Consider the following 18380-nt stretch of genomic DNA (forward strand, 5'->3'; position numbering starts at 1 on the left):
ATTTCGGGCAGGGTCTGTGGGGGCGGGGTCGCGCCGCTGCTCACCGGCGGCTCCGCGATGCGCGGCCCGGTTTTCGCCAGCGGCTGCGTGCCTTGCGGCACAGGGATATTCCCCTGGCCCAGGCTGCTCATCTGCGGGTAATAGGGCTGCTCGCGCTGCCGGGCCATCAGCGTGCGGATCTGCTGGCGCGTGAGCGGCCCGCGCAGGTAGCTCATCGCCCAGCGCGTGTGCATGGCGATCGGGCCGCCGTTGTCGTGCACGTTGTTCATCACAAACACGCGCGGATCAATGCTGCTCAGCAGCCGGTCGATGTCGTCCACGTCCAGCGTGCTGTTCGCGCCCACGGCGCTTTCCAGGCCGCTCAGCACGCGGTTTTTGTCGTTTTCGGTTTGCAGCTTGCCGATGAACCACGTGCCCGCGTTCGACAGGCCCTTGTAGTCGATGTCGCCGGGGTTCTGCGTCGCCAGCACGAGCCCCAATCCGAACGCGCGGGCCTGTTTGAGCAGGCGCAGCAGCGGCGTTTTGCTGGGCGGGTTATACGGGTGCGGCGGGAAGAAGCCGAACACCTCGTCGAAGTACAGCAGCGCGCGCAGGCTGGTCGTGCCGCTGAGCGTGCGCATCCACGCCAGTACGTTTTCGAGCAGAAGCGTCACGATGAACATGCGCTCCGCGTCGTTGAGGTGCGCCACATAGAAGATGCTAACGCGCGGCTTGCCTTCAGGCGTGTAGAGCAGGCTCTGGATATCGAGCGGCTCGCCTTGCAGCCAGCTCTGGAAGCTGGGCGCGGCCATGATGTTGTTCAGCTCCATCGCCAGCGCGAAGCGGTCTTTTTCGGGGAAAAACGTCTCCACGTCGAACACGCCGAGCTTGGTGAACGGCGGCCTCTGCACCTGGACGATCACGTCTTCCAGCGTGAGATCCTGCCCGCGCCGCCACGCATATTCAAAAATGTTAGCGATCAGGATGTGCTCGCGGTCCTTGAGCGGATCGGCGCTCTTGCCGATCAACGCCAGCAGCGCCGTCACGATGCCGCTCAACCGCTCGCGGTGCAGTTCCTGGTCGTTGTCGAAGCCGTCGCGCGGGGCGTGCATCGCGTCCAGAATGCTGACCGGCATACCCGCGTCCGAGCCGGGTGTGTAGATCGTGAAGCGGGCGTTGTTTTTGTAGGTCGAAACGCGCTGCGGCCCGATGCCCCAACTGGCGAGGCCGTCGCGCCACTGCTGCGCGACCTCGACCGCATACTCCTCCGGCTCCATCCCGGCGCGGCGCGCGTCGTCGGGATTCACCCACGGCGCGAACTCCTCCGGCTTCAGGTCCGGGAAGGCCAGCATCAGGTTCGTGATGTCGCCTTTGGGATCGATGATGATCGACGGGATGTTGTCCATCACCGCCTCTTCGAGCAGCGTCACACACAGGCCGGTCTTGCCGCTGCCGGTCATGCCGACGACGACCGCATGCGTGGTCAGGTCGCGCGAGTCGTAGTACACGACCTCGTCCACCAACCGGCGGGTCGTGGGGTCGAAGCGGCGGCCCATGTAAAAGGTGGTTGGCGCTTCAATAAAGGACATTGTGTTCCCTGTCTCGCCGCTCGCGCGGCTGGTCGTAAAATGCGTCTGAATACGGTCAATAGTAGCACGTATTTTCTAATTTGAGAAAAGCGCATGAGGAAAACCGGCGGCATACGCAAACCGGGCGGATCTGCTTCCAGCGCAGCCCGCCCGGTCCGGTTTTTCTAGGATATGTGACGGTTACATCTCGCCCAGTGGGATGAGCATCACCGCGCCCGTGCCGGGGTCAACAAACGCCGCGTTGACGCTCACGACCAGGTCGCCGTCGGGCGTTTCTTCCAGCCCATACGGGAAGTTCAGGCCTTCCTGTACCGGGGTCGCGCCATCAGCCGTCACCGCAACCACGCTGCCCGATTCCGGCGCGGGGCCCTGCTCGCCAAACTGGAGCATCTGCACCGCGTAGAGCGCGCCGTCGTCCGTCACCACGATGTCGGTCACGGCGGTCAGGTTGCCAAACATCTCGATCACTTCGCCGTTCGCATCCAGGTGATCGATGCGCGCCGCGCCGGGGGCAATGCCTTGGCCCAGGAAACCCACATACAGCGTGCCGTCCGGCGCAAAGTCCACCGAGGTCGGCACGGGATCGTCGCCCCACGACTTGAAGACCTGCAAGCCATCGGCTTCGGTCCAGGTGTAGAGCGTGTTCGCGCCCGTATCCACGATGTACAGCGTGCCGTCATCAGCCAGCGCCACATCGGTCGGGTTGCTGTAGATCTCGTCCGTGCCGTCAGGGTTATTGTCCTGCTCGTAGGCGTACAGGTCGATGAAGTTCGTCATACGCCCGGTCGCGCGGTCCAGTTCGATCACGCTGTCGGCAAAGGGCAGCATCGGCACGCCTTCGTTCAACACCAGCCACATCGACTCGCTGGTGATCACCATATGCACGACACCCAGGCCCTCCGGCCCGGTGCTCAGGCTCGGCAGGGCGGCTACGGCCACCGACTGCGTGCCGTCCGGCGCGATCATCGTCACCTGCGACGTGCCGCCGACCGTGCCGCTGCCCAGTTCGTCGTTGCCCGCGACGCTCACCGATCCGCCAACACCGGCTTCCGCCACATACAGGTTGCCGTCGGCATCGTACGCCATGCCGCGCGGGCTGTTCAAGCCGTCCACAATCACGTTATCTTGTGCCGCAGTCGGGGCATATAACAGGGCGAAGCTGGCAAGAACCAACAAAAAAGCGAAGAACTTCCGTGTCATGTAGATCCTCCATAGCTGTGATTGGATTCGAGAAAGCCGTAGATGGAGATGATGCAGTTGTGAAATTTATTGTGAGGGGAGCACAGCAGAAACGCATCCGGGAAAAGTCGGAGCACGATATCCGCCTTTTGGCGGAGCTAATCGACTTATATCAGTTCTTTATATCTAATAACTTCAATATCCAGTAAAACAATGCTATAGTTAAACTGCTTCATACAAAAGAATGCCCGCGCAGTTAATCGCCGCAGGCACAGAGTAAGGGATGTGGATCCGTGGCAATCGCACCGCAGTTGTTTTCTCCGCATACTTCCTCCAGCGAAGCGTCAAAGATTGGTATGCCGATCCGTATCCTGGTGGCGGACGATCATTCGGTTGTTCGTCAGGGACTGCGCATGTTCTTGAATCCCGACCCTGATCTCGAAATCATTGGTGAAGCTTCTGACGGCAGCATGGCCGTCCAAATGGCGCGCCAGCTCCAACCCGACGTGGTATTGATGGACCTCATGATGCCCGAAATGGACGGGATCACGGCCACGGGGATCATCCGGCACGAACTGCCAGATACGGAAGTCATCGCGCTCACCAGTATGCTCGAAGACAGCACCGTGATCGGGGCGATCCGTGCGGGAGCGGTCGGGTATCTGCTCAAGGAAACCGAAGCGGGCGAGATGGCGCGCGCGATCAAAGCCGCCGCCTCCGGCCAGGTTCAGCTCTCGCCCCAGGCTGCCGCGCGGCTCATGCGCGAAGTGCGCACGCCCGACAATCCCGAAACGCTGACCGAGCGCGAAACGGAAGTGCTGCGCCTGCTGGCGATGGGATACGCCAACAAAGAGATCGCGGCCAGCCTCATCATCGGCGAGAAGACGGTCAAGACGCACGTCAGCAACATTCTGAGCAAGCTCGGCGTCGCCAGCCGGACGCAGGCCGCGCTGTACGCAGTGCGGATCGGGCTGGTCGAGAGTCTGTAGCCGCCGTCTCGTTTGGCGGTCTCTCGCTCTGCCTCTTGCGGCGCAGAAATCGAGCCTCATTCAGCGTATCTTCAGCATGGCGGGTCGTGTGACTCGCCATGTTTTTTTGCCTCGTTTTATCTTGTCAACGAGGCTTGTGTTTTGACGTGACACGGGCGGTCTATAAGCAGCGCCATGACCGTATCTAGACCGTGATAGTGCTCCCGGCCCATGCAAAATTGACCCAACCGTCTCTTATCCGTGATCGGGACTCACGTTATGCTTGATGGCGTGATGTGAAGGAATGAAAGTCGACTCGAACGAGTAACCAAAAACGAGCTAAAACGAGACGGAAAGGACGAGTTATGGCCTCCCCGAAGTCACTTCACGAGATGTTTGTCGAAGAACTGCAAGACCTCTATGACGCGGAACACCAGATTGCCGAGGCGCTGCCCGACATGCAGAAAGCCGCGACCAACCGCGAGCTGACCAGCGCCTTCAAAGAGCATCTGTCGCAGACCGAACAGCACATCAGCCGCCTGGAGCAGGTATTCGAGAACCTGGGCGAAACGCCGAAGCGCAAAGCCTGCAAAGGGATGAAGGGCCTGCTGACCGAAGGCAAGGAAATCATCAAGGAAGTCAATGATAAGCAAACACTCGACGCCGCCCTCATCGCCGGCGCACAGAAGGTTGAGCACTACGAAATTTCAGCATATGGCACGCTTCGGACGTGGGCGCAAACGATGGGTCACGACAAGGAAGCGCAAATCCTTGAGCAGACGCTCAACGAGGAAAGCCAGACCGACAAGCGCCTGACGCAAATTGCCGAAAGCCGGGTCAACGCCAAGGCGCAGTAAGGCCGGGCGCAGCAGACCAAACCCAATAACCAACTTAGCAGGGATCGTCGCAGAGGTGGTCCCTGTTTCGATCACTCCGCCTCTGATGGGTCCGCCAGCGTTTCGAGCATGGCTTTTGCGCGGCGCACGATCTTTTTCGCGCCGTCGTACGCCAGCAGATCGATCGCCTCGTCGATGGGCGTCCAGTGCACCGCCTCCATTTCGTGATCGTGGACGTGCTCGTCGCCGGACTCGTACGCCATCAGGAAATACGTGACGGATTTGAACACCCGCACGCCCTTCGCCACGTAGATGTACCGTTCCGGCTCTTCCAGCGCCGCGACGATGCGCGCCTTCGCGCCGGCTTCTTCCTCCGTCTCGCGCAGCGCCGCCGCAGGCAGATCCTCGCCCTTGTTGACCAGCCCCTTGGGCAGCACCCAGCGGTGGTAACTGGCAGCCTTACAGATCAACACCTCGATCTCGCCCGTCGGCGTCCTGCGATAGACCACGCCGCCCGCCGAGACTTCATCACGCGATTTCATGCGCTCTCCTTCCGTACCTGCCCGTTACCCTGCACGAGTTATAACAGATCGGGCGTCCCTTGAGCAGCCCGCAGCGCGTAAACTGGCGGCGGCGCTAGACTGCCGTCGTATAACGGCGTATAACAGGGTGATTACCCATTGGTCCAGGCGGCGACCGTGTCGCCCTCAACACGCGAAGAGAGGTTTACGCCCGTGGAAGACAAACTTCAAGACCTCAAGGCCCGGCTGATCGAAGCCAGCGATCTCAGTACTGCCGGAGCCGTCCTTTACTGGGACCAGTCCACCTACATGCCCTCCGGCGGCGCGGCGGCCCGCGCCCGGCAGATGGCGACGCTCAGCAAGCTCGCGCACGACAAGCTGACCGATCCGGCCATTGGCCGCCTGCTCGACGAGCTGGAACCGTGGGCCGAAAGCCTGCCCTACGACTCGGACGAGGCCGCGCTGATCCGCCAGACGCGCCGCGTCTACGAGCGCGAGATCAAAGTCCCGTCCGGCTTCGCCGCGACGATCGCCAATCACACGGCGGAAACGTTCCAGATCTGGGCCGAGGCGCGCCCCGTGAACGACTTCAAGCGCGTGCAGCCTGCCCTGGAAAAGACGCTCGACCTCAGCCGCGAGCTGGCGAACTTTTTCCCCGGCTACGATCACATCCTCGACCCGCTGATCGACTTCAGCGACTACGGCATGAAGGCCGAGTCGGTCGGCGCGATCTTCGCGGATCTGCGCGAGCAGCTTGTGCCGATCGTGCAGGCGATCGTCAGCCAGCCGCCCGCCGATGATTCGTGCCTGCACGAGTACTATCCCGAAGAGAAGCAGCTCGCGTTCGGCGCGGAGATCATCCGTCGCTTCGGCTACGACTTCAACCGGGGCCGTCAGGACAAGACGCACCACCCCTACGAGATCACATTTTCGCGCGGCGATGTGCGCATCACGACGCGCGTCAAGGAGCATCGCCTGGACGAAGCGCTGTTCAGCACGCTGCACGAATCCGGTCACGCGATGTACGAGCAGGGCATCAACGCCGCCTACGACGCGACGCCGCTGGCCGAGGGGGCGTCGTCCGGCGTGCACGAGAGCCAGTCGCGCCTGTGGGAAAACATCGTCGGGCGCAGCCGCGGCTTCTGGGATTATTACTACCCGCAGCTTCAGATGATGTTCCCGGCCCAACTGCGCGACGTCTCGCTGGACACGTTCTACCGCGCGATCAACAAAGTCGCTCGCTCGCTGATCCGCACCGACGCCGACGAGGTGACGTACAACCTGCACGTCATGCTGCGCTTCGACTTCGAGAAGGCGCTGCTCGAAGATCGGCTGGCGATCCGCGACCTGCCGGACGCGTGGAACGCGCGCTTCGAGGAAGATTTCGGCATCACCCCGCCCAACGACAGCGACGGCGTGCTGCAAGACGTGCACTGGTACGGCGGGCTGATCGGCGGCGCGTTCCAGGGCTACACGCTGGGCAACATCCTCAGCGCGCAGTTCTACGACGCCGCGCTGCGTGCCCACCCGGAGATCCCCGACGAGATCGGGCGCGGGCAGTTCGCCACGCTGCACGACTGGCTCCAGTCGAACATCTACACGCACGGATCCAAGTTCACCGCCGCCGAGCTGACCGAGCGGGTCACCGGCCAACCGCTGACCATCGAGCCGTACATCCGCTACCTGCGGGCCAAGTACGGCGAGTTGTACGACCTGTAAACTCACAATTCTCCCGGTGCGTTTCCTCGTAGGGGCAATTCATGAATTGCCCCTACACCAGATGTTCACATCCCCGCAGGGGTGTATTGCGATACGCCCCCGCACATTTCCTGCGCTGCGCCCGCCCGGTTGGTTGCCCCGCGCGCGCACTTCCGGTTTACAATGAAGACGGTAAAGGGACCGTATTCCACGCGAAGGAGCCATCGATGAGCGTGCAGATGAGCATCGTGCCAATCGAAAAGCCAGAAGCGATCAATTTCATCCTGGGCCAAAGCCACTTCATCAAGACGGTGGAAGACATTCACGAGGCGCTGGTAACCGCCGTGCCGAACATCAAGTTTGGGCTGGCGTTCTGCGAGGCGTCCGGCGAGCGGCTGGTCCGCTGGACCGGGACCGATCAGGAAATGATCGATCTCGCCATCCAGAACGCGCGGGCCATCGGCGCGGGGCACTCGTTCATCCTGTTTTTGGGCGAAGGCTACTTCCCGATCAACGTGCTGCACGTGGTCCAGCGCGTGCCGGAAGTGGTGCACACCTTCTGCGCGACGGCCAACCCCACGCAGGTCATCGTCGCGGAGACGGACATGGGGCGCGGCATCATGGGCGTGATCGACGGCGAAACGCCGCGCGGCGTCGAGGACGACGCGGGCATCTCGTGGCGTAAGGGCCTGCTGCGCCGCTTTGGGTATAAGCTGTAACGCACACAGGACGGTATTCGATGCTCTTCGGCGTAGATGTTCCTCACTTTGGCGCGCACGCAGACGCGCGCGCGCTGGCGGATCTGGCGGCGGAGGCCGAGGCCGCCGGATGGGACGGCTTTTTCATCTGGGACCATCTGGCGATGTGGTGGCCCGTCGAGGTAGCCGATCCGTGGATCGCGCTGACGGCGGTCGTGCTGCGCACAGAACGGCTGCGCTTCGGCCCGCTGATCACGCCGATGGCGCGCCGCCGCCCGCAGATGGTCGCGCGGGAGGCCACGACGCTCGACCGGCTCTCCGGCGGGCGGCTGATCCTGGGCGTCGGGCTGGGCACGCACCCGGAGGAGTTCGAGCGCTTCGGGGAAGCGCCCGGCCTCAAGCAGCGCGGCGAGCGGTTGGACGAAGCGCTCACCGTGCTGGACGGGCTGTGGCGCGGCGAGCCGTTCACCTATCACGGTGCGTACTATCAGGTCGAGAACGCGGAATTCCGCCCGACGCCCGCGCAGCAGCCGCGCATCCCGATCTGGGTGGCGGGCAACTGGCCCAACAAGCCGCCGTTCCGCCGCGCCGCGCGCTGGGATGGCGTCGTGCCGCTGGGGCGCGGCGCGGGCTGGAGCGATCAACTGCCGCCGGACGAGATCGCGGAACTCGCCGCATTCATCCGCGAGCAGCGCGGCGACGCGCCGTTCGACATCGTGCATTCCGGCATCAGCACCGGGATCAACGCCGCGCGTGAGGCGGAAATGGTCGCCGCCTATGCCGCCGCTGGCGTGACGTGGTGGATCGAAAACCTCAACCCCTGGCGCTACGGCTGGTCCGAGGGCGACCCGAACTGGCCCGCCGAGGCGATCCTGGCGCGCATTCGCCAGGGACCGCCGGGCCGGGGATAAACCACAGACCGGCAAGTGTGTGCAAGCGTCGATAAGGAGGCGCAGCATGACCGAGCAGAAGCATTTCACCGCCGAGCAAGCCCGCCAGATCGGGGAGCAGTTGGGCATCGACTGGACGCGCTTTGATGTCGAGCAGTACCGCATGGGCCTGGACGTCGAGCTGGAACACGGCCTGCACGATCCGTCCACGGACGTCACCGGCAACGATCCGATCCTGACCGGCAAGATCGCGCTGGCCCACCTGAACGAATTTCCCGATTACTACACGCGCCTGGAGAAGATGGAAGAAGAAGCCGAAGAGTACTGGGCCGGGCGCGAGCATTGAGCCATCTTAACCGAGAGGATGCAGCCGAAGATGCCTTATCGCACGAAAGAATTTGACGAGTACATCGAGCAACACCGCGATCGCTTCCTGGCCGAGTTCGGGGAGTTCATCGCTGTGCCGAGCGTCGCCGCAGACGCGCGCGGCGTGGACGACATGGCCGAGCTGGTCGCGGCGCGGCTCCGCAAGCTGGGCGCGGACGTGACGATCTTCCCCACGCCCGGATCGCCGGTCGTGTATGCCGACCTGGGCCCGAAGGATGCCGCGCGCACGCTGATGATCTACAACCACTACGACGTCCAGCCGGAAGATCCGGTCGCGCTGTGGGAGACGCCGCCGTTCGAAATGGCGACCCACGACGGGCGGCTGTGGGGGCGCGGCACGTCCGACGACAAGGGCGAGCTGCTTTCGCGCATCCAGGCCGTCGAAGCGTGGCAGGCGACCCAGGGCCAGCTCCCGGTGCGGCTGAAGTGGGTGGTCGAGGGCGAGGAGGAGATCGGCAGCGTGCACCTGGAAGAATGGGTCCGCGCCCACCAGGATCTGCTGGCCGCCGACGGCCTGCTGTGGGAAGGCGGCGGCTACGACGAAGCGGGCCGCATGCAGTTCGGGCTGGGCTGCAAAGGCATCATGTACTTCGAGCTGCGCTGCAAGGGGCCGCGCATCGACCTGCACTCGTCCAATTCCCCGATGGTGCCCAATCCGGCGTGGCGGCTGGTGTGGGCGCTGAGCACGCTCAAGGACCAGGACGATAACATCACGCTCGACGACTACCTGGACCACGTCCGCCCGCTGACCGACGAGCAGTGGGCCGCCATCGACGCCGTGCCGATGGAGTTCGAGAAGATGCGCGAAAACTGGGGACTCGACCGGTGGTTGAACGGCCTGTCCGACGAGGAAGCGCGCCGCCACTACTTCGCGGACCCGACCATCACCATCTGCGGCTTCGAGTCCGGTTATACCGGCTCCGGCTCCAAGACGGTGCTGCCCGCCGAAGCGATGGTCAAGCTCGACTTCCGCCTCGTGCCGGACCTCACGCCGCAGTTGGCCTACGACCTGCTGCGCGCCCACCTCGACCGGCGCGGCTTCAACGACATCGAGATCATCAAGCTCGGCGGCGAAGGTCCGGCCAGCTCCCCGCCCGGCAGCCTGATCGAGCGCGCGGCGGTCGCGGCCAGCATCGAGACGTGGGAAAAAGACCCGATCATGCTGCCGTGGTTCGCGGGCAGCGGCCCGATGTATTCCATGAGCACGGTGGCGGGCATCCCGGTCTGCTTCGCCGGGGCGACGTGGCATCCCGACATGCGCGCGCATTCGCCCAACGAGAACATTTTCATCGACGACTACTTCGACTCGATGCGCTTCACCGCCTCGCTGATCGCGCACTTCGCGGAAGCAACGGCTTAAAGCGCGCGAGTTTGGTACACTCTGAGCACAGCGTTAACCCAAACCAGAAAGGAATTTGAACCACATGGCAAAAGAATATAAGTCACCGCCTCAAATGGTGATCGATCCGAACAAGACCTACACCGCCACCTTCAAGACCGGCGTGGGCGATATCGTGGTGGATCTGTTCGCCAAAGAAGCGCCGATCACGGTCAACAACTTCGTATTTCTGGCGCGCGATGGCTTTTACGACAACACAACCTTCCACCGCGTCATCCCTAACTTCATGGCCCAGGGCGGCGACCCGACCGGGACCGGTCGCGGCGGCCCCGGCTACCGCTTCAACGATGAGCCGGGCGCGCTGGCGCTCAAGCATGACACCGCCGGGATTCTGAGCATGGCGAACGCCGGGGCGAACACCAACGGCAGCCAGTTCTTCATCACCCACGGCCCGACGCCGCACCTCAACGGCAAGCACGGCGTCTTCGGCCAGGTGCACGGCAAGGACAGCATCGACGTGCTGATGAAGATTGCGGAGCGCGATCCCATGCGCGCCCGCGAACCCGGCACGGCCCTGCACACCATCGAGATCACCGAGTCGTAGCACCGCCGATCACCCGTACATTTTGTAGGGGCGTATCGTTATACGCCCCTACCGCCCGCTCCCCCTTCAATTCCCGCCAACAAGATCATTGCCGAGCCGTCACGGACCCGTTATTATCTGCCGTATGAGCGACGACGATAAGGCACTCATCCGGCGCGGTCCCGACCAGCGCCCCTGGTACATCGTGGCCCACGCGACCAGCATGGTCCAGGCGGAGATCCCCGCCGGGCTGCTGCGCAGCGCGGGAATTCCGGTATTTCTGTTCCGCGAAGCCGCCAGCACGGCGATCCCGGTATCCTTTGGGCTGCTGGGCAACATCGACATTGCCGTGCCGGAGGACTACTACGCCGACGCGATGGCACTGCTCGAAGAAGGCGATGTCGAACCAGATGATGAGCTTCTGCCCGGCGACGACGTAGAGTAATCGTGGTTGTGGGCCGCAGCCCGATCTCGCCTCCCCGGCACATTCAACGAGAACGCCCTATGTCCAATTCTGCCGCCCATCGCGCATCTGACGCGTTGGAGACTTCCCCTGGTTCGGGACGCATCCGCGCGGCGCGCTGGCATCTGCTGCTCGCGCCCGCGTTCGGACTGCTGCTGTTCGTCGCGTGGCTGCTGCTGGCACGCTCCGGCCTGTATGCGGACTTTATCGTGCCTTCCCCGGCGGCGGTGGCGGATCGCTGGTGGCAGATCGCGTCGGACGGATCGCTGCTGCGCCACACGGCGGTCACGCTGCGCGAGGTGCTCACCGGCCTCATCCTCGGCATCTTCGCTGCCTTCACCCTGGGCTATCTCATCGCCAAAAGCCGCATCATTGCCTACACGCTGACGCCGTACCTCGTCGCGCTGCAAGCGATCCCCATCGTCGCCATCGCCCCGCTGCTGATCATCTGGTTCGGCGCGGGCATGACCAGCAAAGTGATCGTCTGCGCCCTGCTGGTCTTCTTCCCAACGCTGATCAATACCATGCTCGGCATTCGTAACATTCCCGGCGAGCTGCGCGACCTGATGGATTCTCTGGAAGCGACCCCCATGCAAACGTTCTGGCACCTGGAGCTGCCCGCCGCACTGCCGATCATGATCGGCGGGCTGAAGGTCAGCGCCACGCTGTCGGTCATCGGCGCGGTGGTGGGGGAATTCGTCAGCGCCAACGCCGGGCTGGGCTACCTGATCAACTTCGGGCGCGGCGTCTACGACACGCCGCTGGTGATCGCCGCCGTGTTCACGCTGACCGCCCTCGCGCTCACGCTCTACGGGCTGGCGGCATGGCTGGAAGCGCTGCTGCTCGGCTGGCAGAAGGTCACCCGGTAGACGGGGAAAGCGCACTCATCAGTCATTAGTTTTTAGTGATTGGTCAGGAACAAAATCAAAAACAGGCAAAGGTAAAACCAGGCAGCTTTCTCCCCTCTCCAACTTGATTGGAGAGAGGCTGGGGATGAGGGCTGCGACATTACTTGCTTTTACTAACAGCTGAAAACTAACAACTGTATTTGTTCGTCGCTGGCTGATCCTGAATGCTGCTCACCGGAGGAACTCTTATGCAAATGCGTCATTCTCGCGTCCGCAATCGCGTCACGGTGCTGGCCCTCATCGCGCTGATCGTCATCGGACTGCTGATCGGGACATACGTCTTGACTCAGGAAGACGAAACACCCGCCGAACAAACACACGTCACCCTGTTTTTGAGCTACGTGCCCAGCGTGCAGTTTGCGCCCATCTACATCGCCAAAGAACGCGGCTACTTCGCAGATGAGGGGATCGACCTCGAAATCGAAAACAGCTTTAACGAGGCGGATGGCGTTCAGCGCCTGGGCAGCAACGATTTGCAGTTCGGGATCTTCAGCGGCGAGCAGGTGGTATTGGGCCGTGCGCAGAACCTGCCGCTCGTGTACATCATGGAGTGGTATCACCGCTTCCCGGTCGGCATCGTCTCGCCGGTCGAGCAAGGCATCACCGAGCCTGCCGATCTCGCCGGGCACATCGTGGGCGTGCCGGGTCCCTTCGGCGCGAACTACCTCGGTTTGCGCGCGCTGCTGGCCGACGCCGATCTGACCGAGGCCGACCTGGGCGAGCTGCGCTCGATTGGCTTCGCCGCGCCCGAAGCAATCTGCGAGGGGCAGGTCGAAGCGGCAGCCGTTTATATCGCCAACGAGCCGCTGACCATCGAGCAGCAGTGCACCGAGGTCAACGTGATCGAGGTGTCCGACTATACCAACCTCGTCGCCAACGGCCTCGTCACCAACGAGACGACGATCAGCGACAATCCCGACCTTGTGCGCGGCATGGTGCGCGCCATTCTGCACGGCGTGGCCGACACCCTGGCCGATCCTGACGCGGTGTTCGAGGTCAGCGTGGAAAAATACGTCACGGATCTGCCCGAAGACCAGTACGACACGCAGCGCCAGGTGCTGCAAAACTCGCTCGCGCTGTGGCAGTCCGACCAGCCGGGCGCGACCGATCCCGAGGCGTGGAACCACATGCAGACCATTCTGCTCGATACGGGCCTGCTGTCCGCGCCGCTGGACGACCTGAGCGCCGGATACAATATGAGCTTCCTGCCGGACTAGGACGCGACCGATGCCAAACGATACGATTCTCGCCGCCGAACACATCCACCACATCTATGCCAGCCCGACCGGCGGCGTGCCCGCCCTGGACGACGTGACGCTGGAACTGGCGCGTGAATCGTTCGTGTGCCTCGTGGGGCCGAGCGGCTGCGGCAAAAGCACGATGCTGCGCATCTTTGCCGGGCTGCTCGCCCCCACTGGCGGACGTATCCTGCTCGACGGCCAGCCGGTCACGCACGCGGTGCGGCGCATCGGGGTCATGTTCCAGAAGGCGAACCTGATGCCCTGGCGCACCGTGTACGGTAATCTCGTGCTGCCGCTGGAATTGGCGGGCCTACCCGTCGCGGAACAGGACGAGCGCGCGGCGAGCATGCTCGACCTGATCGGCCTGACCAGCTTCGCGGACGCCTATCCCGCCGAACTGTCGGGCGGCATGGCGCAGCGCGTGGCGATTGGCCGCGCCCTGATCCATTACCCCGAAGTGCTGCTGCTGGACGAGCCGTTCGGCGCGCTGGACGCATTGACGCGCGAGCAGATGAGCGAGGAGCTGCTGCGCATCTGGGCGCGCCACCGCAAAACCGTGCTGATGGTCACGCACAGCATCCCCGAAGCGGTGCTGCTGGCCGACCGGGTCCTGGTGATGAGTCCGCGCCCGGGGCGCATCATCGCAGACGAGACGATCCCGCTGCCGCGCCCGCGTTCGCTGGACCTGATGCACCAGCCGGAATTCGTCGCGCTGACCGAGCGCCTGCGCCACCACATCCGCCGGACGTAGCCCGCGCCGCTTATTCGTTCAGGCGGCGTGTCACATGGCCGATGATCTCGTCGGAGCATTCTTCGATCGGCTTGTCGGTGACGTTCACGATGGAAAACTGGTGCTGGCGGCACAGCCGCGCGGCGAAATCGAGTTCATCTTGCAGCACATCGGGATCAATGTAGCTGCTGCCTCGACTTAGGCCCAGGTTGGACTGGCGGTGCTGCCGCCACATCAGCAGCACGGTGGGATCGGCAGTCAGCCCCACGACCCGCCGCGGATCGATCTCGAACAATTCCTGGGGCGGCGTCACGTTGATGATCAGCGGGATGTTGGAGACCTTCCAGCCGCGCGTCGAAAGATACATGCTCAGTGGCGTCTTGCCCACCCGCGACACCCCCAGCAGCACAATTTCCGCCTCACCCAGCTCTCTGGTATTCAGCCCGTCGTCGTGTTTGATCGCAAAATTGATCGCCTCGATGCGCCGGAACTGTTCCTCGCGCATCTGCCGGTACAGGCCGGGCTGCCCCAAAGGCGACTGGCCGAGCACGCGCGACAGCGTCGTCAGAACCTGGCCGATCGCGTCGATGGCGACGACGTTGCGATCGCGCGCCATCTCGATCAGCGCGATCCGCAGGTGAAGGTCCACCAGCGTGTGCACGATGAATCCGCCCGTGCTCATCGCCTCTTTCACCACGGCGTCGAGTTGTTCCATCGTTTTGACGTGCGGCACGATGCGGATCGGCACGTCTGCGTGGTTGAACTGCGCCAGCGCGGTCCGTACCAACTGCTCGCCGCTGGCCCCAACGCCGCCTGACACGATAAAGACCGGGGGAATGTCCATCGTTCGCCCTATGCCTGTACGTCCGTCCGATGTGGAGATTATAGGCAAACGTGCACTGCGCGGGCGGGTGAAGACCGTCAGTCCAGAATGGGATTCAGCGGCACGGAGGTGAGAATCGAAGGATCCAAACGGGCGCATTGAAAACAGTTTTCGTAGGGGCGGGGCTTGCTGGTAGCTGCGTAGAATAGCGTGGAGCTTTGATTTTGAGCCTTTTTGACCAGATCGCACATGTTTCTAGAAGTGCAAAAGGGCCATTAAGGGTCAACTCTTGTCAATTTGGACGTCAAAAACGACCACCACGGTATTCTACTGACCTACCGGCTTGCTCCGCCCGTTTTTGCCGTTGCGCCTGTGGCTGGTAACTTCCGCACAGAATGAGCAAAAAACGCCTCACCCTTTGTCACCCTTGATGTGCCGCTCGATCTCGTCGTCAGGCGGCAGCGGGAAGATCATGCCAAACGTGCTGCCCTGACCGGGGCTGCTCTGCACGAAGACGCGCCCGCCATGCTGCTCGGCTACCGACTTCACGATCGACAGGCCTAGCCCGGTCCCCTTCACGTCGCGCGAGGTGGCGGCGGCGCGGTAAAACCGCTCGAACAGCCGCGTCTGCGCCTCGGGCGAAACGCCGGGGCCGTTGTCCTGCACTTCGAGGTACACGTCATCCTCACGCACGTAAGCGCGGATCGTGATGTCACCGCCGGACGGCGTGTACTTGTTGGCGTTCGTCATCAGGTTGACCAGAGCGCGGTGCAGCCAGTGCATATCGCCCAGGATATACGGCAAAAAGTCGGGCACGTCGACGTGCAGCACCTGCCCGCGATCGACGAAGCCCGTCCCCGTATCCACGATCCCGCGCTCGACCAGATCGCGCACGTCTACCGGCTCGGCCTTGATGTCCACGCCGCTCTCGATGCGTTCCAGGTTCAGCAGGTCGTCGATCAGATCCTGCATGCGGTTGATGCTCTGCTGCGCGAGGTCGATGATTTCCTCGTGCATCTCCGACAGGCCGCCCAGGTCGTTGTGCAGCATCCGCAACGCGTTGATCGTCGTCGCCAGTGGATTGCGCAGATCGTGCGCGGCGGCGCGGATGAAATTGATCCGCGACTGTTCCGCTTCGCGCAAAAACGTCATATCGCGCGCGACCATCACCCAGCCTTCGGCGTGCCGGTCGTTTTCAAGCCCCCGGCTCGCGTACACGGGCGAGACGATCGCCGCCAGAAAACGCCCGTCTTCCAGCGTCGTCTCGAACACCGTGTTCCCGCTGCCGTCCGGCGCGGTCGCGCGGCGCAGCCCTTCACGCACTTTGGGCGGCAGGGGCGCATTCCGCAGCGGCGTGCCGGTCAGCCGTTCCGCGCTGATGTTGAACAGCGACTCGGCGGTCGTGTTGACGAGGTTGATGTTGCCGTAACTGTCCGTGGCGATGATGGCATCCCCGGACGAGTGCAGCACCGCGCCCAGTCGGCTGGACTGTTCGCGCGCGTCTTCATAGAGCCGCGCGTTGTCCAGCGCGATGCCCACCTGATCGCCAATCGCACGCAGCATGTCGATCTCGCCCGCGTCGAAATCGTAGGGGCCGTAATTCATCACGCTGAGGATGCCCACGACCCGCCCGCGCGCGTGCATCGGGACGAGCGCCATCGCCTGCACTTCTTCCTGTGCGAACTCCTGCACGTGCAGCCGGGGGTCATTCGTGACGTCGCCGGTGATCATCACCTCGTCGTTGCGCACGACCATTCCCGACATACCTTTGCCCAGCGGGATGCGCATCGGCTGGCTGACGAAATCGAATTTCCAGCCTTGCTGCGCGCGCAGAACCAGCTCGTTCGCCTTCTCGTCTACGAGGCTGATTCCCGCCGCCTGCACCGGAATGACCTTGAGGACCGCGTTCAACGCGGTTTCGAGCGCGTTCTCCAGGTCGAGGGTTTGGCTGACGGCAGTCGCCACGGTATTGATCGCGGCCAGTTGTTCGATGCGGCGCTGAAGCTCGTGTGAAAGCTGCTCATTTTTGAGCAGAAGGCTCTCGTCGCCAGGGAAAGAAGCAGGATGTGCATTCATTCTGGTAGTATCATCCAGGTAAAGTGATTTGTGGCGTTATCCTACCACGAAAGCGTGAGGCTGTCGCCGCGCCATTATGACGGAAACCCGACGCGATCCGCGCGGCATCCCGCCTCCTTCTAAATAATACCTAACACCGAGGCGACGGTCAGCACCAGCAGCAGCGATGCCAGCAGCAGCACCCACGCTGTCAGCCGCCCGCTGTCTTGCAGCGGTGTGAGGCCGGTTTCGTTCGTTTCGACCTGCCCGAGCAGATCCACGCGAACGTCCAGGTTGCGCATCCCGCGCGTCAGGTGCGCGTCATAAGCGCTCTTGGAGAGCACCTGCCACCCGTCCGCCGTATAGGGTTCCAGCGCGCGCTCCATAATGACGCTGGCGTCCTCGGGGCTGATAGGATCGATCTCCGGCGCGGGCGCGGGCTCGCGGGCCGGTTGAGAGTTTTTGTCGGGCAGCATCATCTCCACTCCCGTCGCTTTTTGCGGTATAGTTTGGGGCTGGTCGGCCTCGGCTTACCTAAGTGTACCCGATTCTGAACTGGCCGTGCTATTCCGTGCTATTCGTCGCACTGTGTTGGGGAGTATCCTATGTCGTTGTCTAACAAACGCACGCGCCGCAATACGACGCTGTTGGGCGCGCTGCTCGGTGGAATCATCATTTTTACGTTCGTAGTCAGCTTGTTCGCCAACCCAGGCACCACGACTACCGTCGTTCCCACCTCAGCCTTGAGCACCCCCAGGCCCACGTCGATCATCGTGCCCACCCCGGACGCGAACCCGAACCTGGAAGGGCAGCTTCCGCACATCCACAGCAGCGGCCTGTTCCAGACCTTCCTGCCGCGCGGCAGTGAGTGGAGCATCGAGGACAATCCCTTCGATCAGGAAGGGGACCGCCTCGACACCGTGATCCAGAGCACGTCGCGGCTGGTGGTGCTTCACACCTACGTGCTGCCGGGCACGGAATACGAGTCGCTCCAGTCGTTGAGCGACAATTTCCTGAACGAAGCCTACTACGCGGCGGAATGGTCGAATTACGGCAGTTGGGAAGAAACGGGCCGCGAGGTGACGGACGCCTCCGTAACGGTCGATTTCGAGCTGGGCGCTGCGGGCGTGAGCTACATCGCGCGCGATATCTCGCGTCTGGAAGGCGACACGCTGTATGTGGCGCGCGTGGTCGTTCCCGCGAACAATCCGGCGCTGCTCGACCTGCTGACGGTGGACGTGCAGGCGACGTTCTTCAGCTACGAACAGCTTCAGGCCGTGCCGCGCGCGTGGCCTGCCTATATCGACCAGCAGTTGGGCTTCGTGCTGAAGTACCCGGCGGACTGGCAGATCGTGGCCGGGGCACCCGGTCGCCCCGCGACGCTGCGCAGCGGCTCCGGCCAGCCGGAAGCAACGATCCGCCTGGAAGCGCACGCCGGAGCGCCGCTGGCCTCGGCGGACGAGGCCGAAGCATGGGTCGCCACGCTGGACGAG

At 63.1% G+C, this 18380-nt stretch carries 19 protein-coding genes; 13 read left to right on the top strand and 6 right to left on the bottom strand.

The window, feature by feature from the left end; all coding sequences use genetic code 11:
* Together V7116_RS20550 and V7116_RS20555 are read right to left on the bottom strand one after the other, a co-directional pair.
* A partial coding sequence (locus V7116_RS20550; protein ID WP_324393849.1) for an ATP-binding protein occupies positions 1-1568 on the bottom strand: 1568 nt, incomplete at its 3' end.
* A 180-nt stretch (positions 1569-1748) separates the two neighbouring features.
* Positions 1749-2768: a ScyD/ScyE family protein gene (locus tag V7116_RS20555; protein ID WP_324393850.1), complete on the bottom strand. Its 1020-nt coding sequence runs from the start codon at positions 2766-2768 to the stop codon at positions 1749-1751.
* Between the two features lie 335 nt (positions 2769-3103).
* On the opposite strand from V7116_RS20555, the gene V7116_RS20560 reads away from it, so the two are divergent.
* Both V7116_RS20560 and V7116_RS20565 read left to right on the top strand, forming a co-directional pair.
* Positions 3104-3736 carry a response regulator transcription factor gene (locus tag V7116_RS20560; protein WP_324393851.1) on the top strand — a complete coding sequence of 211 codons (633 nt, stop codon included), beginning with the start codon at positions 3104-3106 and terminating at the stop codon, positions 3734-3736.
* A 344-nt stretch (positions 3737-4080) separates the two neighbouring features.
* Complete coding sequence (locus V7116_RS20565) at positions 4081-4572, top strand: YciE/YciF ferroxidase family protein (protein WP_324393852.1); 492 nt, start codon at positions 4081-4083, stop codon at positions 4570-4572.
* Between the two features lie 71 nt (positions 4573-4643).
* Here the strand turns inward: V7116_RS20565 and V7116_RS20570 are convergent, their stop codons facing one another.
* Positions 4644-5093 carry an NUDIX hydrolase gene (locus V7116_RS20570; protein ID WP_324393853.1) on the bottom strand — a complete coding sequence of 150 codons (450 nt, stop codon included), beginning with the start codon at positions 5091-5093 and terminating at the stop codon, positions 4644-4646.
* Between the two features lie 192 nt (positions 5094-5285).
* Between V7116_RS20570 and V7116_RS20575 the strand changes: the two genes are divergently transcribed.
* From V7116_RS20575 to V7116_RS20620, 10 genes are all read left to right on the top strand, one after another.
* On the top strand, positions 5286-6791 hold the full coding sequence (locus V7116_RS20575; protein WP_324393854.1) for a carboxypeptidase M32: 1506 nt from the start codon (positions 5286-5288) through the stop codon (positions 6789-6791).
* Between the two features lie 206 nt (positions 6792-6997).
* Positions 6998-7489, top strand: coding sequence for an adenosine-specific kinase (locus tag V7116_RS20580; protein WP_324393855.1), 492 nt, complete (start codon positions 6998-7000; stop codon positions 7487-7489).
* A 20-nt stretch (positions 7490-7509) separates the two neighbouring features.
* The gene (locus tag V7116_RS20585; protein WP_324393856.1) at positions 7510-8379 is read left to right on the top strand and encodes an LLM class flavin-dependent oxidoreductase; all 870 of its coding nucleotides are present in this window, start codon (positions 7510-7512) and stop codon (positions 8377-8379) included.
* Between the two features lie 46 nt (positions 8380-8425).
* On the top strand, positions 8426-8704 hold the full coding sequence (locus V7116_RS20590; RefSeq protein ID WP_324393857.1) for a DUF5661 family protein: 279 nt from the start codon (positions 8426-8428) through the stop codon (positions 8702-8704).
* Positions 8705-8734: 30 nt separating this feature from the next.
* The gene (locus V7116_RS20595; protein ID WP_324393858.1) at positions 8735-10105 is read left to right on the top strand and encodes a M20/M25/M40 family metallo-hydrolase; all 1371 of its coding nucleotides are present in this window, start codon (positions 8735-8737) and stop codon (positions 10103-10105) included.
* A 64-nt stretch (positions 10106-10169) separates the two neighbouring features.
* A complete protein-coding gene (locus V7116_RS20600; protein WP_324393859.1) occupies positions 10170-10688 on the top strand; it encodes a peptidylprolyl isomerase in 519 nt (172 codons plus the stop codon).
* 124 nt (positions 10689-10812) lie between these two features.
* Positions 10813-11112 carry a putative signal transducing protein gene (locus V7116_RS20605; protein ID WP_324393860.1) on the top strand — a complete coding sequence of 100 codons (300 nt, stop codon included), beginning with the start codon at positions 10813-10815 and terminating at the stop codon, positions 11110-11112.
* Between the two features lie 59 nt (positions 11113-11171).
* Positions 11172-11999 (top strand): ABC transporter permease, encoded by an 828-nt coding sequence (locus V7116_RS20610; RefSeq protein WP_324393861.1) that lies wholly within the window; start codon positions 11172-11174, stop codon positions 11997-11999.
* 233 nt (positions 12000-12232) lie between these two features.
* A complete protein-coding gene (locus V7116_RS20615) occupies positions 12233-13255 on the top strand; it encodes an ABC transporter substrate-binding protein (RefSeq protein WP_324393862.1) in 1023 nt (340 codons plus the stop codon).
* Positions 13256-13265: 10 nt separating this feature from the next.
* Entirely contained in the window at positions 13266-14030 is a 765-nt protein-coding gene (locus tag V7116_RS20620) for an ABC transporter ATP-binding protein (protein ID WP_324393863.1), read from the top strand.
* A 10-nt stretch (positions 14031-14040) separates the two neighbouring features.
* Here the strand turns inward: V7116_RS20620 and V7116_RS20625 are convergent, their stop codons facing one another.
* The 3 genes from V7116_RS20625 to V7116_RS20635 all read right to left on the bottom strand — a co-directional run bounded on the left by V7116_RS20625 (position 14041) and on the right by V7116_RS20635 (position 17363).
* Complete coding sequence (locus tag V7116_RS20625; protein ID WP_324393864.1) at positions 14041-14853, bottom strand: pyruvate, water dikinase regulatory protein; 813 nt, start codon at positions 14851-14853, stop codon at positions 14041-14043.
* Between the two features lie 390 nt (positions 14854-15243).
* A complete protein-coding gene (locus tag V7116_RS20630) occupies positions 15244-16908 on the bottom strand; it encodes an ATP-binding protein (RefSeq protein WP_324393865.1) in 1665 nt (554 codons plus the stop codon).
* Positions 16909-17027: 119 nt separating this feature from the next.
* Positions 17028-17363, bottom strand: coding sequence for a hypothetical protein (locus V7116_RS20635; protein WP_324393866.1), 336 nt, complete (start codon positions 17361-17363; stop codon positions 17028-17030).
* 129 nt (positions 17364-17492) lie between these two features.
* Here V7116_RS20635 and V7116_RS20640 point away from each other — a divergent pair.
* A partial coding sequence (locus tag V7116_RS20640; protein ID WP_324393867.1) for a hypothetical protein occupies positions 17493-18380 on the top strand: 888 nt, incomplete at its 3' end.

The sequence above is a fragment of the Aggregatilinea sp. genome (genome assembly GCF_036822615.1).
Lineage (GTDB): Bacteria > Chloroflexota > Anaerolineae > Aggregatilineales > Aggregatilineaceae > Aggregatilinea.